This window comes from Microbacterium sp. 10M-3C3 (assembly GCF_003931875.1).
Lineage (GTDB): Bacteria > Actinomycetota > Actinomycetes > Actinomycetales > Microbacteriaceae > Microbacterium.
Genome location: NZ_CP034245.1, coordinates 2,644,884 through 2,659,810, shown reverse-complemented (window position 1 = coordinate 2,659,810; position 14,927 = coordinate 2,644,884). Strand labels below are relative to the sequence as shown.

Below are 14,927 nucleotides of genomic sequence, written 5' to 3'. Positions count from 1 at the left end.
GTGCGCTCACGCACGCGCCGCGAGCGGCACGCGCACCGAGCCGGCGATGCGCTCGAGCGCCGCGTCGACGACGTCGGCGGCCGTGCGGCCGCCGGCGGCGGCGCGGCTCGGGATGAGGCGGTGGGCGAACACCGGTCCGAGCAGCGCAGTGACGTCGTCGGGGATGACGAAGCCGCGACCGTCGAGCGCGGCCCACACCTTCGCGGCGCGGACGAGTTGGAGCGTCGCGCGCGGGCTCGCGCCCAGGCGCAGGTCGGCGTGCTCGCGCGTGGCGTGCGCGAGGGCGACGGCGTAGTCCTCGATGGCCGGTGCGACGTGCACGCGGCGCGCCCAGCCGATGAGGGCGGTCACCTGCGCGGCCGTCACGACCGGGCGCAGGGCCTCGAGCGGGTTGACCGTTTCGCGCTGGCGCAGCATGAGCGCTTCGCTGCGCGCATCGGGGTATCCCATCGAGACGCGCATCATGAAGCGGTCCCGCTGAGCCTCGGGGAGGGCGTACGTGCCCTCCATCTCGAGCGGGTTCTGCGTCGCGACGACGAGGAACGGGTCGGGGAGGCTGTGCGTGCGGCCGTCGACCGTGACCTGGTGCTCCTCCATCGCCTCCAGGAGCGCCGACTGCGTCTTGGGGGAGGAGCGGTTGATCTCGTCGGCGATCACGACGTTCGCGAACACCGCGCCCGCGGTGAACTCGAACTCCCGTGACACCGGGTTGAACACCGACACGCCGGTGACGTCTCCGGGCAGCAGGTCGGGCGTGAACTGGATGCGGCGCACGCTCGCGTCGATGCTCGCGGCCAGCGCCCGCGCGAGCATCGTCTTGCCCACACCGGGGACGTCTTCGATCAGCAGATGCCCCTCGGCCAGCAGCACGACGAGCGCGGCCCGCACGGCCTCCGGCTTGCCGTCGATGACGCGGGACATCGACGCGAGGATCCGACCCGCGACCTGCTCGAAGACGTCCGCGTCCATCTCGTTCGGGCCGGGCGGAAGCGGCGGAGCGGACGTCTCGGTCTCGTGCATGAGATCCCTCGGGTCGGGGGCATTCCGGCATCGGCGCCCGGCGTTACCCGATCGTAACCCGCGGGATGAGGGCCGGGGCCGTGAGATCCCTGCGGATCGCACCGCCGTGCCGGACCCGATAAGATGGAGGTCGGCTCTCCGCGTGGCGGCATCCAGGCCAACTCCCCCAGGACGGAAACGTAGCAAGGGTAACCAGGCTCTGCTGGGTGCGCGGAGAGTCCTTTTTTGCCCGGAAGGCTGCGGGAGCCCGCGTCGCCGAGCGCCTCAGCGTCGCGCGAACGGGCCGTCCAGCACCGCCCACTGCAGCAGCATGATGGTCTTCGCGTCCTGGATGCGCCCGTCGCGGATCATCTCCATTGCCTCGTCGATGCCGACCTCGACGATCTCGATCTCCTCGCCCTCCTCTTCGAGGCCGCCGCGATCGCCCGAGCGCGTGGCGGAGTCGTAGGGCGCCGCGTAGAAGTGCAGCCGCTCGGTGACCGACCCGGGACTCATGTACACGTCGAAGACGTGCTCGATCTCGCCGACCGACACCCCGGTCTCCTCCTCCGCTTCCCGGCGCACCGCCGACTCGGGGTCGTCGTCGTCCAGGAGTCCGGCTGCGGTCTCCACGAGCATGCCGTCGGGGTGGTCGTTCACGTAGACCGGCCAGCGGAACTGCCGCGTCAGCAGGACGGTGCGGGCGGCGGCGTCGTAGAGGAGGATCGTCGCACCGTTGCCGCGGTCGTACGTCTCGCGCCGCTGCGTGCTCCACGTCCCGTCGTCACCGAGGTAGTCGAAAATCGTCGCGCGCAGCACGTGCCAGGCGGACGCGATGAGCTCGACGTCGCGCACCCGGACACGCGGGTTGCGGGTGAGATCCGCGCCGGTGCGGTCCAGTCCCGTGCGGCCGCGGGCGTCGGGGACATCGGCTCCCGGGGTTCCGGCGGGGGTGGGGGTCATGCGCGCGCCTCCGAGACGGTCGAGGGGAACGGGACGGATGCCGAGGGCCAGCCGCGCTCGCGCAGGCCGAAGAGGTTCGCCCGCTGCTTCTCGACGGCCTCGAGAGAATCGGTGCGGAACGCGGTCGCGATCGCCACACGCGCCCAGTACTCCTCGTACGACCGGTAGTGCGCGAACGCGAGCGCGGCGAGCGTGTCCAGCAGCTCCCATGCGCGCTCGGCGTCGACGTGCCCGGCCATGTAGGCGTAGCGGACACCGCCGATGGCGCGCTCCACGTCGCCGGCCAGCAGCAGCTCGGCCGGGCGCCCGTCGCGTGCCTCGCCGAGCTCGAGCACGTCGAAGACCGTCGTGCTCGCGACGGCGGCCACTCGCGACGTCATCGTCTCCGCCTCGGGGGAGGCGAGCACCTCCCGGAACCGCTGCGAGAGGGGACCCTCTGCGACGACGTCGGCGACGAGCACCTCCACGTCGGTCGCCGAGGCGATGCGGTACTGCCGGTCGAGCTCGGAGCGCAGCTGCGACAGCGGCGTGATCGCGAGCCACGGCCAGGGCGACGTGCCGCGCGCGCCGTCGGCATAGCGCCGACGCACGTCCGCCGGCATCTCGACCCACGTCCACGCGAAGGCGAGCGAGGAGTTCCAGCCGCCGAAGGAGAAGTCGCTCGCCGCGTCGAGCGCGAGGACCTGCTGCTGGCGCTCGGTCAGCTCGGGCAGTCCCGACCCCGACCGGTAGGCGAGCTGCGCGCGACGCGGGGCTCCGGCATCCCACCGGGCCAAGCCGATCGACCCCGACAGCACGGCCACGATGAAGCCGGCGAACCCGCCGAAAAACGGATTCTCGAGCTCGGTGCCCGTCGGCGAGAGCGAGAACGCGACGCCGAACCCGATCGCGACTCCGACGGCGACGATGCCCGCCAGCGCGAGCGCCCGCCGCGCGTTCTCGCGCGGTCGGGTGCGCCGCCACTGCTCGATCGCGCGGGCGTACCGCATGCGCGATCGAGCAGTGTACTCGGGATCCCCGACGTGGTTCTGCAAGCTCATGCGCGCCCCTCCGCTGTCGCGCCCTCCACGCTAGTGGGCGATGTCTCGACGGTGAGGCAAGCCCGTGTGGGCGCCGCAGCATCCGCCTACCCTGGAGGCGTGGCGAAGAGCATCTACATCTCGTCGGCCGAGGGGCACTCGGGCAAGTCCACGATCGCGCTCGGCGCCCTCGAGGCGCTCAGTCACGCGACGCCGCGTGTGGGGGTGTTCCGCCCGATCGCGCGCTCCACCGTCGAGCGCGACTACGTGCTGGAGATGCTGCTCGACCACGACAGCGTCGACCTCGACTACGACGACTGCCTGGGCGTCACGTACGACGACGTGCGCGCCGACCCCGACGCCGCGCTCGGCCGCATCGTCGAGCGCTACAAGGCCGTCGAGGCGCGCTGCGACGCCGTCGTCGTGATCGGCAGCGACTACACGGACGTCTCGAGCCCCGCCGAGCTCGCGTACAACGCGCGCATCGCCGCGAACCTCGGCGCCCCCGTGCTGCTGGTCGTCGGCGGGCGCGCCCAGCAGGGACAGAGCGAGCAGCTCGGCATCAGCACCGCCCGTACGCCCGACGAGGTCGGCCAGGCGGTGGCCGTGGCGCTGCAGGAGCTCGCGCACGAGCGCGCCGAGCTCCTCGCCATCGTCGTCAACCGCGCCGACCCGGAGCGCCTCGACGACGTCGTCGCCGCGGCGCGCGGCGCGGCGGAGGCCGACCGGACGCGCGCGGGCGGACCCGCCGCATCCGTCCCGGTGTGGGCGCTGCCGGAAGACCGCTTCCTCATCGCGCCGTCGGTGCGCGGCGTGATGCGCTCGGTGGGCGGCGAGCTCGTCGAGGGCGACCCGGCGCTGCTCACCCGCGAGGTGCTCGGCGTCGTCGTGGCGGGCATGTCGATGGTCAATGTGCTGCCGCGGCTCCAGGAGTCGGCGATCGTCGTGATCCCCGCCGACCGCACCGAGGTGCTGCTCGCCGCTCTCCTCGCGCACGCATCGGGCACCTTCCCCTCCCTCGCGGGCATCGTGCTCAACGGCGGCTTCGAGCTTCCGGAGTCGATCCTGCGCCTCATGGAGGGGCTCGGCTCGACCCTCCCGATCATCACGAGCGACCTCGGCACGTACGAGACGGCCGTGCGGATCATGAACACGCGCGGCCGGCTGGCCGCGGACTCCCAGCGCCGCTACGACACCGCGCTGGCGATGTTCGAGCGCCACGTCGACACCGCCGAGCTCACGCGGCTGCTCGGCGTCGCCAAGCCGACCGTCGTGACGCCGCTCATGTTCGAGTACGGGCTCGTCGAGCGGGCGCGTTCGGGTCGGCGTCACATCGTGCTGCCGGAGGGCGATGACGACCGCGTGCTGCGTGCCGCGGCGACCGTGCTCTCCCGGGGCATCGCCGACCTCACGATCCTCGGCGAGGAGATCGAGGTGCGCAACCGCGCGATCGAGCTCGGCATCGACCTGCGCGCGGCGCAGGTCGTCAGTCCGTTCGACGCCGTGCTCGTGCACAAGTTCGCCGATGAGTACGCGCGGCTGCGCGCGCACAAGGGCATCACGTACGCCCGCGCCGCCGACACCGTGACCGACATCTCGTACTTCGGCACGATGATGGTGCACATGGGGCTGGCCGACGGCATGGTATCCGGCGCCGCGCATACGACCGCGCACACCATCCGGCCCGCGTTCGAGATCATCAAGACCCGGACGGGCGTCTCGGTCGTCTCGAGCGTGTTCCTCATGGCGCTCGCCGACCGCGTGCTCGTCTACGGCGACTGCGCGGTCGTCCCCGATCCCACCGTCGAGCAGCTCGCCGACATCGCGGTGTCGTCGGCGGCGACCGCCGCGCAGTTCGGCATCGACCCGCGCGTGGCGATGCTGTCGTACTCGACCGGCGAGTCCGGCTCGGGTGCCGACGTCGAGAAGGTGCGCGCGGCGACGGCCCTCGTGCGCGAGCGCGCGCCGCAGCTGCTGGTCGAGGGGCCTATCCAGTACGACGCCGCCGCCGACGCCGCCGTGGCGGCCGCGAAGATGCCCGGGTCGGATGTCGCGGGCCGGGCGACGGTCTTCGTCTTCCCCGACCTCAACACCGGCAACAACACGTACAAGGCGGTACAGCGCTCGGCCGGCGCTGTCGCGATCGGCCCGATCCTGCAGGGGCTGAACAAACCCATCAACGACCTCTCGCGCGGGGCGCTCGTCGACGACATCGTCAACACCATCGCGATCACCGCGATCCAGGCTCAGGGCGAGAGCGCCGCAACGGATGCGGAGGACGCCGCATGAGCCGTATCCTCGTCGTCAACTCGGGCTCGTCGTCGTTCAAATACCAGCTGCTCGACGCCGAGAGCGAGCGCGTCCTCGCGTCGGGGCTCGTGGAGCGGATCGGGGAGACCTCCGCCGACCCGGAGGCGACGGGCGTCGCGACGCACACCGTCACCGCCGCGGGCCTCGGGGTCGCGGCCGACGGCGCCGCCCACACCGTCGCCGACGTCACGAGCGAGATCCGGCGCGTCATCCCCGACCACACCGCCGGGTTCCAGGTCATGCTCGATGCGTTCGCGGCGCACGGTCCGTCGCTCGAGGACGATCCGCCGGTCGCGGTGGGGCATCGCGTCGTGCACGGCGGCGCCCGCTTCTTCGCCCCGACGCTCATCACGTCGCTCGTCGAGATCAACATCGACGAGCTGTCGGTGCTCGCTCCGCTGCACAACCCGGCCAACCTCGCGGGCATCCGCGCGGCGAAGACGGCGTTCCCCGACGTGCCGCACGTCGCCGTGTTCGATACGGCGTTCCACCAGACGCTCGCGCCCGCCGCGTACACGTATGCCATCGACGCCGAGCTCGCCGAAGCGCACCGCATCCGCCGCTACGGGTTCCACGGGACGAGTCACAAGTTCGTGTCGGAGGCCGCCGCGGCCTTCCTCGGCCGTCCGCTCGCGGAGCTGCGGCAGATCGTCTTCCACCTCGGCAACGGCGCGTCCGTGACGGCCGTGGCGGGCGGTCGCTCGGTCGAGACGTCGATGGGGCTGACGCCGCTCGAGGGTCTCGTGATGGGGACGCGCTCGGGCGACCTCGACCCTGCGGTGCTCCTGCACCTCGCGCGCCGTGCCGATCTGTCGATCGCCGAGCTCGACGATCTCCTCAACAAGCGCTCCGGCCTCAAGGGCCTCGCGGGGGTGGGCGACATGCGCGACATCCGTGCCGGCGTCGCTGCGGGCGATGCCGCCGCGACGCTCGCGTGGGACGTCTACATCCATCGCCTCCGCGCCTACGCCGGCGCGTACCTGGCGCAGCTGGGCGGGGCGGATGTCGTCGTGTTCACCGCGGGGGTCGGCGAGAACGTGCCCGAGGTGCGGGCGGAGGCGCTCGCGACACTCGGCTTCGCGGGGGTCGAGATCGATCCGGAGCGCAACGCGGCGCGCCGGCGCGGCATCCGCGTCATCTCGACGGACGCGTCGCCGGTGACGGTGCTCGTGGTCCCGACCAACGAGGAGCTCGAGATCGCGCGGCAGGCGCTTCAGGTCGCGCGCGGCTGAGGCTCGTCCGCCCAGCCCGTCACCTCGTGCAGGACGGCGGTCTTCGGGTAGGTGCCGCCGGGAGGCGCGACCTCGAACAGGTCGACGAGCAGGAGGAGCGGGTAGTCGGGTGACTGCCGGATGCGGCGGACGACGCGCCCGTCGCATCCGATCACCGTCTCCCCATCGCCCCAGACGACGCTCCACGTGTGCGGACGGCTCGCATCCAGCGGCGCGACGACTTCGCGCATGTCGTCGACGAGCCGGGCGTCGCCGTGCGCCTTGATGCCGCTGCGGGCGGTCGTGGTCGCGCCGATCGCGTCCGCGTCGATCTCGAACACGCAGATCTCCCCGGCGTCGTCGGGTGACAGATGCTCGGTGCCGACGAGCCACGCGGCCGTCATGCATCCGGGATCGCGGCTCGCGGACACCGTGAGGTCGACCCGCCCCGCGGACGGCGCGAACAGCAGCCGCTGGCCGGTCTCGCTGCGCACGGTCACGTCGTCGCGGTGGCGGTGCGTGCCGCGCGCCGAGCCGCGCGGGCCGGAGAAGACGCCCGTCTGGAGGTTGGAGACGCGCAGCGGCGCGTCTTCGGGCCGCCAGTCGGGCTGGTCGGCCTCGATCCGCAGTTCGAGTCCGCCGGGCACCGCGCGCACACGCGCGGCGGAGCGGTCGGGCGTCGTCCAGTGCGGGAGGTAGTGCGCGACCCAGCGGGAGCGGTCGAGTCCGCGCGCGAAGTCATCGTGCAGGTCGGGCGAGCGCAGCGGGGCTGCCGGGAAGAGTGCGGTGTCGTTCATCGCGTGTCGGTCAGAAGGGTGGGTCGCCGGGTGGGGGGTCGGGTTCGTCGCGGAAGATGACGTATCGCTCGGGTGGGTCGGTGGAGACCCTGCCGAGGGGGCTGGTCCAGCGGATGCTGCCGTCCCGGAGCTGCACCGGTTTCCAGGGTTTCTCGGTCTTGAGGGTGTGGTGCCTCTTGCACAAGCACGCGAGGTTGCACGCTTCGGTGGTGCCGCCGAGCGCCCAGTCCTGGTTGTGGTCGCGGTCGCACTGGCGCGCGGGTCTGCGGCAGCCGGGGAACCGGCAGTGGATGTCGCGGGCGGCGAGGTAGCGGTCGAGGTTCGCGGGTCGCCGGTAGGTGTCGGTCGCGAGCACGTGCCCGTGGATGGGATGGGTGAGGATCCGCTCCCACGACGGCGCCCCCGCGAGCAGGCATCGGGCGGTGTCGGCATCGACCGGGATGGCGCCGTCGACGCTCGCGCCGCGGTCGGCGAGCCCGGCGGCGGTGAGCGCGGGGATGACGATCGACGCGCGGGCGTGGATGGCGGCGAGCCCGCCGAGTGCGCCGGTGATGGCGCCGGTGGTCGGGTCGACGCTTGGGCCGCCGGTGAGGAGGATGTCGGTGGCGAGATCGGCGCGGATCTGGTCGATGTTGCGCTGGTCGTAGACCGCGTCGTCCTCGTCCACCTCGACGTCGGCGGGTTCCTCCACCGCGACGGCTTTGATCTGGTTGGCGCACTGGGTGAGCCGGTCCATCGTCCCGTGCACCAGCACAGCGGAGGCGATGATGCCGAGCTCGGCCATGCCGTCGCCGAGGTCCTGCACCCACACTCTCCGCTTCTGCACCGCGGTCGCGTGCCGTTCCGTGATCGACCGCGGGTGCAGCTCCTGCGCCACCTGCATCGCGAAGGTGCGGGTCGCCGGCGCCGTGACCAGGTACGCCCGCTCCAGCACGGTGCGCTCGTACAGCGCTCGGGTGTCCGGGGCGGTGAGGTCGCGGCCTTCTTCGACGATGACCATCGCGTGACGCGCCGAGATGCGGCTCTCCGCCAGGGCGTCGAGCGTCGCCGGGTAGCCCTCGACCAGTTCGAGGGCGGCATGCATCCGGTTCTGGATCGCTCTGTCATGCACCCGGAGCGCCGTGCCGATCTCCGACGCGATCGAACGTTCCTCGAGCTCCCGCATCCGGGTCTCGACAGACTGCGTGGCGGCGCGCTTCTTCGCGATGCGGAGAGCCGCGGCCAGCTGGACGATCTTGTCGGCTTCGATCTCCGCGATCGCCTCGTCGGCCGCGACGAGCCGGTCGACGATGTCCGCGAGCGCGACGTCATCCTGGTCGGGATGAGCGATGCTCGCGGAGGTGTTCATGTCCTGACTCTGCCACCAACCTCCGACATCGCTCGGGCGCTGTTCCCGCCCTTCGTCCCGGCCGCTGCGCTCCCTCGCTCAGGGTCCGGCAGCCGCTACCGGACGCTGAGCGAGCGCAGCGACACGAACCGCACAACGCGCCCGCAGGCAGACCCTTCGACGGGCTCAGGGACCGCCCTTCGACAGGCTCAGGGACCGGCCTTCGACAGGCCCAGGGACCGGCCACCGTTGTCCGCGCGGTGCCCTTCGTCTCGGTCGCTGCTCTCCCTCGCTCAGGGTCCGGGAGCCGATCCCGGACCCAGGGCGAGCCGAGCGAGACGAAGCGCCCCACCTGCCGCGGACGGCCCGGGGCAGCCGCTACGGACGCTGAGCGAGCGCAGCGCACCACGAGCCGGACCGGGCGTCGGGCGGTGTCCGTCGCGGCGGCTAGGGTGGTCCGGTGCCTGAGCCCGTGATCGCCGCCCGAGACCTCGTCAAGCGTTACAGCGCGAAGGGCAAGCCCGACTTCGTCGCCGTCGACGGGCTGTCGTTCGAGGTGGCGCCGGGCGAGTCGTTCGGCCTCCTCGGGCCCAACGGCGCCGGCAAGTCCACGACGATGAAGATGATCGGCGCGGTGTCGACCCGCACCGGCGGCGACCTCAGCATCCTGGGCCTCGACCCTGACCGGTACGGCCCCGAGATCCGCTCGCGCCTGGGCGTCGTGCCGCAGCAGGACAACCTCGACGCCGAGCTCAACGCGCGCGAGAACCTCTACATCTACGGGCGGTACTTCGGTCTGCCCGGCAAGGTGTGCGCGCAGAAGGCCGACGAGCTGCTCGCCTTCGCGCAGCTGGAGGACAAGGCGACGAACAAGGTCGAGCAGCTCTCGGGCGGCATGAAGCGACGCCTCACGATCGCGCGCGGCCTCATCAACAACCCCCGCATCCTGCTGCTGGACGAGCCGACGACGGGCCTCGACCCGCAGGCGCGACACGTGCTGTGGGACCGCCTGTTCCGCCTCAAGGAGCGGGGCACGACGCTCGTGCTCACGACGCACTACATGGACGAGGCCGAGCAGCTGTGCGACCGGCTCATCGTCGTGGACAAGGGACGCATCATGGCCGAGGGGACGCCCGCCTCGCTCATCCGCGACCACTCCAGCCGCGAGGTGCTCGAGGTGCGCTTCGGCTCCGACCGCAACGAGCAGGCCGCGGTGCACCTGCAGGGCATCGGCGATCGACTCGAGGTGCTGCCCGACCGCATACTCATCTACGCCCACGACGGCGAGGCCGCCCTCGAACGGGTCACCGCTGCCGGGCACACGCCGCTCACCTCGCTCGTGCGCCGCTCGAGCCTCGAGGACGTCTTCCTGCGTCTCACGGGAAGGTCGCTGATCGAATGACCGCGCCGTCGAATCCGGATGCCGCGCCCGCGGCCGTTGTGCACCCCTCGCTCGACGAGCTGCGCGCCGAGGCATTGAAGTGGGCGCGCAAGCCGCGGCGGCGCGGCTCGTGGTACGTCACGGAGCACATGGTGCGCACGATGCGCGCGTACGGCTGGACGATCGTCATCGGCGCGCTCGGCCAGCCGATCCTGTACCTCCTCGGCCTCGGGCTGGGCCTCGCCGCCCTCATCCAGGGTGACATCGACGACGGCGGTCGCGCCGTGTCGTACCTCGTGTTCATCGCGCCCGCCCTTCTCGCCACGGCCGCGATCGGCGTCGCGTCGGAGGAGTTCACCTACCCCGTGATGTCGGGCTTCAAGTGGCGGCGCTACTTCTACGGCTTCAACGCGTCGCCGCTGTCGTCGCCGCAGATCGCGAACGGCGTGGTGCTCGGCGCGTGCGCGCGCATGTTCGTCGGCGTCGCCGCCTACTACCTGTTCATCTGGGTCTTCGGCGCCGTGCCGAACCCCGCGACCGGATGGCTCTCCATCTTCGTCGGGCTTCTCGCGGGCGTCAGCTTCGGTGCACCGCTCATGGCGTACGCCGCGTCGATCGAAGACGACAAGGGTCAGTTCGCGCTCGTGCAGCGATTCATCTTCGTGCCGATGTTCCTCTTCTCCGGCACGTTCTACCCGCTGTCGACGCTGCCGTGGTTCCTTCAGCCCATCGGGTGGGTCTCGCCCCTGTGGCATGCCACCGAGCTCGGGCGGATGCTGACGTACGGCCCGATCGACGCACTCCCCGCGCTCGGTCATCTCGCGTACCTGCTCGTGCTCGCCGCCGGCGGTTACCTCGCCGCGCGCCGCATCTTCGAACGGAGGCTCGCGAGATGACCGCCACGGGAATCGCGACCCGGCCGGCTGCGCGCCGGCGCGGCGGCGTGCGGGCGCTGTGGGCGGGCAACCCGCAGGCCGTGCTCCAGCGCGGGTTCCTCGCCGCCCGGTCGTCGAACTGGATCGTCGTGGTCTCGGGCTTCTTCGAGCCGGTGCTGTACCTCGCGTCGATGGGCATCGGGCTCGGGGCGCTCGTCGGCGACGTGGCGACGTCCACCGGGCTCGTCGTGCCCTACGCCGCCTACATCGCGCCCGCGCTCCTGGCCGTCTCGGCCATGAACGGCGCCGTGTACGACTCGACGTGGAACGTCTTCTTCAAGCTCAACTACGGCAAGCAGTACGAGGGGATGCTCTCGACCTCGCTCGGTCCGCTCGATGTCGCACTCGGCGAGATCCTCTACGCCCTGCTGCGGGGCCTGCTGTACGCGTGCGGCTTCATGGTGATCATGCAGCTCTTCGGGCTGAACCTCGCACCCACGGCGATCCTCGCGCTGCCCTCGGTGCTGCTCATCGCGTTCGGCTTCGCGAGCCTGGGCATGGCGATCACGAGCTACATGAAGACGTTCCAGCAGATGGACTGGATCAACCTCATCATGCTGCCGATGTTCCTGTTCTCGGCGACGTTCTTCCCGATCACGCAGTACCCCGCGGCCATCCAGCTCGTCGTGCAGGCGTTCCCGCTGTGGCACGGCGTCGAGCTCATCCGCGGACTCACGACGGGCTCGCTCTCACCCGTGCTGCTGTGGCACGTGCTCTACTTCGTCGTGATGATCGCCGTGGGCCTCGTCTTCACGACGAAGCGCCTGCGCGCGCTGTTCCTCGACTGAGGCGCGGCGCCGGCCGATCCGTCAGCCGCGCGACTCCATGACCTCACGGGCCTTGACGATGCGCCGGGTCGTCACCGGATGCGTCGCGAGCACGACCTTGCCGCGCGAGTGCAGCTTCTGCAGGTCGTCGTACGCCTCCGCGACGTCCTCGAGCGGGTAGAAGCCCGACACGAGCACCGTGAATGCGCGGCGCTCGGCGAGGTCGACGACCTTCTTCAACTGCTCGGTGCCGTGCGCGACAGCGTCGGGCTCATCCGACAGCAGCGCGAGTTCGCGCTCGCGCCGGTCGGCGCTCGAGCGGAACCGTGCGTCGGCGACGCCGAGCTCGTGGGCGAGCTCGCGTCCGTCCTGACCGAAATTGTCGATGAAGGCGGTGACGCCGTCCGGCGCCTTCTCGCGGATGCGGTCGGCGATGCCTTCGCCGTAGCGCACCGGGATGATGCCGAGCTGTCGCAGGTAGTCGAAGTTGCGGTCGCCGCACGTGCCGATGACGCGCGCGCCACGGTGCTTGGCGATCTGCGCCTCGATGCTGCCGACGCCGCCGGCTGCAGCGGAGATCACGACCGTGTCATCGGGCCCGATCTTCAGCTCGTCCAGCGTGTCCAGCGCGGTCGTGCCGGCGAGGTACAGCCCGCCGGCCGTCTCGAAGGTGACAGTGCGGGGCTTCGGCACGAGGTGATCGACGCCGACGGTGAGGTACGTCGCCTGGGCGCCCGAGCGGACGTGACCGACGACGTCCGAGCCGATCTTGTACGCGGTGACCCCCGGTCCGACGGCGACCACGGTGCCCGCGAAGCAGCTGCCCGACCGGCGCGGGTAGTCCTCATGCCACTCGGTCTCGGTGCCGGCGCGCACGAACGTCTCGATGTGGTTCAGGCCCGTGGTGACGACCTCGACCGTCACCTCGCCCTCGCCGGGAGCGGGAAGCGGACGCGTCACGAGGTGCAGGACGTCAGGGCCCCCGGGTTCGTCGTACTCGACGACCGAGGTCTCGGTGATCTTCTTCATGGCGTGCTCCTCCTTCGCGCTGATCCGACGGTAGATCGGATGTCGTGCGCGGGGGAGGGCTTGACGACGCCGACGCGCCGTGGTGCGCGCGGCGGTGGCGGAGACGCGGATGTCGCGGACCCGAGAGGATCCGCGGCATCCGCGAAGGGCTTCGTTCAGAGGGAGCCGGTGGCTCCCGCGCCGATGTTCTCGTCGTAGTCGACGTCCTTCGTCTCGGGCGCGAGCACGAGCGCGATGAGGGTGAGCACGCCCATCGCCGACAGGTACAGGCCGACCAGCCACGGGCTGCCGTCGGCCGCAGCCCACAGGGCGACGGCCACGAGCGGCGCGAGCGCGGCGCCCAGGATCGACGACACGTTGTACGACACGGCTGAGCCGGTGTAGCGCACGTTCGTCGGGAACAGCTCCGGGAGCACCGCGCCCATCGGCCCGAACGTCGTTCCCATGAGGACGAATCCGAAGATGAGGAACGCCTGCACGAGGGCGCCGGTGAACTTCGGGTCGGCCATCGGGGAGAGGAAGACCACGAACGTGAGGCCGAAGACGATGATCGCCGCCGTCACCCAGATGAGCAGCTTCTTCCGGCCCACCGCGTCGGCGACCGGGCCCGACAGGAGCGTGAAGACGCCGAAGAACACCACGCCGATGATCTGCATGATGACGAAGTCGGTGTAGCCGAAGCCGAGGCCCGGCACGTACGCCGCCGCGTCGAACGGCTGGCCGGCCGCCTCGGCCGCGGCCTGCGCGGCCTCGGTCGTCGGCTTCGTGCCGAACGACAGCGTGAAGCTCGTCATGAGGTAGAAGAGCACGTAGGTGGCGAGCATGATGAACGTGCCGAGGATCAGCTGACGCCAGTTGCTGCGGATCGCGGCGCCCAGCGGGAAGCGGCGGATCGCCCCCTGCTTCTCGGCGCGCGTGAACGAATCGGACTCGACAAGGCGCAGACGCACCCACAGGCCGACGATCACCATGACCGCGGAGAACAGGAACGGCACGCGCCACCCCCACGCCAGGAACTCCGCGGAGCGCTGCGCCGTGCCATCCGGGTGGGGCAGCGCGAAGTTGATCACGAGGAACACCGTGTTGGCGATGATGAAACCGATCGGGGCGCCCAGCTGCGGGAACGTGCCGTACCACGCGCGCTTGCCCTGCGGCGCGTTCTCGGTGGCCACGAGCGCGGCGCCCGACCACTCGCCGCCGAGCGCGAAGCCCTGCGCGAGACGCAGCACGAGGAGGAGCACAGCGGCCCACACGCCGATCTCGTTGACGGTGGGCAGGCAGCCGATGAGGAAGGTGGCGACACCCATCGTGAGCAGCGACGCGACGAGCGTGGCCTTGCGGCCGAAGCGGTCGCCGAAGTGCCCGAAGACGATCGCGCCGAGGGGGCGCGCGACCATGGCGGCGCCGAAGACGCTGAAGGACAGCAGCAGCGACGTGGTCTCGTTGCCGGTCGGGAAGAACAGCAGCGGGAAGACCAGCACGGCCGCCGTCGCGTACGCGTAGAAGTCGTAGAACTCGATCGTGGTGCCCACGAGGCTCGCGGTGATGACGCGCGAGCGCGGGTTCGCAGGAGCTGCGGCGGGGGAGGCGGTGGCGGGGGAAGCGGAGGACATGACGGCTTTCGGAGAACGCGAGGTGCCGGTCGTTCTGCGACGCGGATGCGGTGGGCCGGCCGTGCGGGCGCGGGGTGGTGCGCCCGGGGCTCGACGCTGATCACCGAGGTGCGCGCGGATCGCGCGCACGACCTGCCGAGTCTACCGGGCCCGGCTCACCACAGGACGGCGATCGCGGCGTTGCCGAGCGCCAGGACGCCCACGAGCCAGAACAGCACCGGCGGCAGCGTCTCGCCGCGGCGCTGGCGCGCGCCGCCGATTCCCAGAAGCGCGCCGATCACGAGCAGGACGACGAGCTTGACGGCGAGCTTGGTGTAGTTCAGCGGCCCGTCGGTCCCGAACGGGGCGGCGAGGACCAGCCCCGCGACGCCGGCGACGAGAAGCCCCCAGCTCATGAGCCGCGTGAATCGGACGCGTCGGGCGACGGCTTCGACCGCCCAGGATCCGAAGAGGAGAGCGAACCCGACGAGGTGGACGAGGACGACGACGTGACGCAGGATTTCCATGCCCTCACGGTATGGCGTGGGAACGCTCCCGCGCGACGCGCCGCTCCGTGCGCGTGGAGACTCGTGCGGC

13 protein-coding genes and 1 other RNA gene are annotated in these 14,927 nt (G+C 71.2%); 6 read left to right on the top strand and 8 right to left on the bottom strand.

Annotated elements, in window-relative coordinates; genetic code table 11:
- Positions 1-6: 6 nt before the first annotated feature.
- Positions 7-969 (bottom strand): AAA family ATPase, encoded by a 963-nt coding sequence (locus tag EI169_RS12870; protein ID WP_125133475.1) that lies wholly within the window; start codon positions 967-969, stop codon positions 7-9.
- 180 nt (positions 970-1,149) lie between these two features.
- Here EI169_RS12870 and ffs point away from each other — a divergent pair.
- Positions 1,150-1,246: signal recognition particle sRNA small type (gene ffs, locus EI169_RS12865), an RNA gene on the top strand.
- Positions 1,247-1,284: 38 nt separating this feature from the next.
- Here the strand turns inward: ffs and EI169_RS12860 are convergent.
- Together EI169_RS12860 and EI169_RS12855 are read right to left on the bottom strand one after the other, a co-directional pair.
- Complete coding sequence (locus EI169_RS12860) at positions 1,285-1,962, bottom strand: NUDIX domain-containing protein (protein WP_125132692.1); 678 nt, start codon at positions 1,960-1,962, stop codon at positions 1,285-1,287.
- Positions 1,959-2,951 carry a DUF1266 domain-containing protein gene (locus EI169_RS12855; protein ID WP_240640448.1) on the bottom strand — a complete coding sequence of 331 codons (993 nt, stop codon included), beginning with the start codon at positions 2,949-2,951 and terminating at the stop codon, positions 1,959-1,961. Before EI169_RS12855 ends, EI169_RS12860 begins: the two co-directional genes overlap by 4 nt.
- A 150-nt stretch (positions 2,952-3,101) precedes the next feature.
- On the opposite strand from EI169_RS12855, the gene pta reads away from it, so the two are divergent.
- Positions 3,102-5,270 (top strand): phosphate acetyltransferase, encoded by a 2,169-nt coding sequence (gene pta / locus EI169_RS12850; protein WP_125132690.1) that lies wholly within the window; start codon positions 3,102-3,104, stop codon positions 5,268-5,270.
- Positions 5,267-6,523 (top strand): acetate kinase, encoded by a 1,257-nt coding sequence (locus EI169_RS12845; RefSeq protein ID WP_125132689.1) that lies wholly within the window; start codon positions 5,267-5,269, stop codon positions 6,521-6,523. The genes pta and EI169_RS12845 overlap by 4 nt, the downstream gene beginning before the upstream one ends.
- On the opposite strand, the gene EI169_RS12840 is transcribed toward EI169_RS12845, so the two are convergent.
- Together EI169_RS12840 and EI169_RS12835 are read right to left on the bottom strand one after the other, a co-directional pair.
- The gene (locus EI169_RS12840) at positions 6,505-7,299 is read right to left on the bottom strand and encodes a family 16 glycosylhydrolase (protein WP_125132688.1); all 795 of its coding nucleotides are present in this window, start codon (positions 7,297-7,299) and stop codon (positions 6,505-6,507) included. The genes EI169_RS12845 and EI169_RS12840 overlap by 19 nt on opposite strands.
- 10 nt (positions 7,300-7,309) lie before the next feature.
- On the bottom strand, positions 7,310-8,647 hold the full coding sequence (locus tag EI169_RS12835) for an HNH endonuclease signature motif containing protein (RefSeq protein ID WP_125132687.1): 1,338 nt from the start codon (positions 8,645-8,647) through the stop codon (positions 7,310-7,312).
- Positions 8,648-9,086: 439 nt separating this feature from the next.
- On the opposite strand from EI169_RS12835, the gene EI169_RS12830 reads away from it, so the two are divergent.
- The 3 genes from EI169_RS12830 to EI169_RS12820 are packed head-to-tail and all read left to right on the top strand — an operon-like array spanning position 9,087 to position 11,730.
- Positions 9,087-10,028: an ABC transporter ATP-binding protein gene (locus EI169_RS12830; protein WP_125132686.1), complete on the top strand. Its 942-nt coding sequence runs from the start codon at positions 9,087-9,089 to the stop codon at positions 10,026-10,028.
- Positions 10,025-10,903 (top strand): ABC transporter permease, encoded by an 879-nt coding sequence (locus EI169_RS12825; protein WP_125132685.1) that lies wholly within the window; start codon positions 10,025-10,027, stop codon positions 10,901-10,903. Before EI169_RS12830 ends, EI169_RS12825 begins: the two co-directional genes overlap by 4 nt.
- Complete coding sequence (locus EI169_RS12820) at positions 10,900-11,730, top strand: ABC transporter permease (protein ID WP_125132684.1); 831 nt, start codon at positions 10,900-10,902, stop codon at positions 11,728-11,730. Before EI169_RS12825 ends, EI169_RS12820 begins: the two co-directional genes overlap by 4 nt.
- A 21-nt stretch (positions 11,731-11,751) precedes the next feature.
- Here EI169_RS12820 and EI169_RS12815 read toward each other — a convergent pair whose 3' ends face one another.
- The 3 genes from EI169_RS12815 to EI169_RS12805 all read right to left on the bottom strand — a co-directional run bounded on the left by EI169_RS12815 (position 11,752) and on the right by EI169_RS12805 (position 14,857).
- On the bottom strand, positions 11,752-12,738 hold the full coding sequence (locus EI169_RS12815) for an NADP-dependent oxidoreductase (protein WP_125132683.1): 987 nt from the start codon (positions 12,736-12,738) through the stop codon (positions 11,752-11,754).
- A 155-nt stretch (positions 12,739-12,893) separates the two neighbouring features.
- Positions 12,894-14,351, bottom strand: coding sequence for an MFS transporter (locus EI169_RS12810; protein ID WP_125132682.1), 1,458 nt, complete (start codon positions 14,349-14,351; stop codon positions 12,894-12,896).
- A gap of 155 nt (positions 14,352-14,506) precedes the next feature.
- A complete protein-coding gene (locus EI169_RS12805) occupies positions 14,507-14,857 on the bottom strand; it encodes a Fe-S protein (RefSeq protein WP_125132681.1) in 351 nt (116 codons plus the stop codon).
- Positions 14,858-14,927: the final 70 nt, after the last annotated feature.

Bases quoted from the DNA above. Each gene is read 5' to 3' on its own strand.
- EI169_RS12810 (WP_125132682.1), bottom strand. From the start codon at position 14,351: ATGTCCTCCGCTTCCCCCGCCACCGCCTCCCCCGCCGCAGCTCCTGCG.
- EI169_RS12870 (WP_125133475.1), bottom strand. From the start codon at position 969: ATGGACGCGGACGTCTTCGAGCAGGTCGCGGGTCGGATCCTCGCGTCG.
- EI169_RS12855 (WP_240640448.1), bottom strand. From the start codon at position 2,951: ATGCGGTACGCCCGCGCGATCGAGCAGTGGCGGCGCACCCGACCGCGC.
- EI169_RS12825 (WP_125132685.1), top strand. From the start codon at position 10,025: ATGACCGCGCCGTCGAATCCGGATGCCGCGCCCGCGGCCGTTGTGCAC.
- EI169_RS12805 (WP_125132681.1), bottom strand. From the start codon at position 14,857: ATGGAAATCCTGCGTCACGTCGTCGTCCTCGTCCACCTCGTCGGGTTC.
- EI169_RS12860 (WP_125132692.1), bottom strand. From the start codon at position 1,962: ATGACCCCCACCCCCGCCGGAACCCCGGGAGCCGATGTCCCCGACGCC.
- EI169_RS12845 (WP_125132689.1), top strand. From the start codon at position 5,267: ATGAGCCGTATCCTCGTCGTCAACTCGGGCTCGTCGTCGTTCAAATAC.
- EI169_RS12820 (WP_125132684.1), top strand. From the start codon at position 10,900: ATGACCGCCACGGGAATCGCGACCCGGCCGGCTGCGCGCCGGCGCGGC.
- EI169_RS12840 (WP_125132688.1), bottom strand. From the start codon at position 7,299: ATGAACGACACCGCACTCTTCCCGGCAGCCCCGCTGCGCTCGCCCGAC.
- EI169_RS12835 (WP_125132687.1), bottom strand. From the start codon at position 8,647: ATGAACACCTCCGCGAGCATCGCTCATCCCGACCAGGATGACGTCGCG.
- EI169_RS12815 (WP_125132683.1), bottom strand. From the start codon at position 12,738: ATGAAGAAGATCACCGAGACCTCGGTCGTCGAGTACGACGAACCCGGG.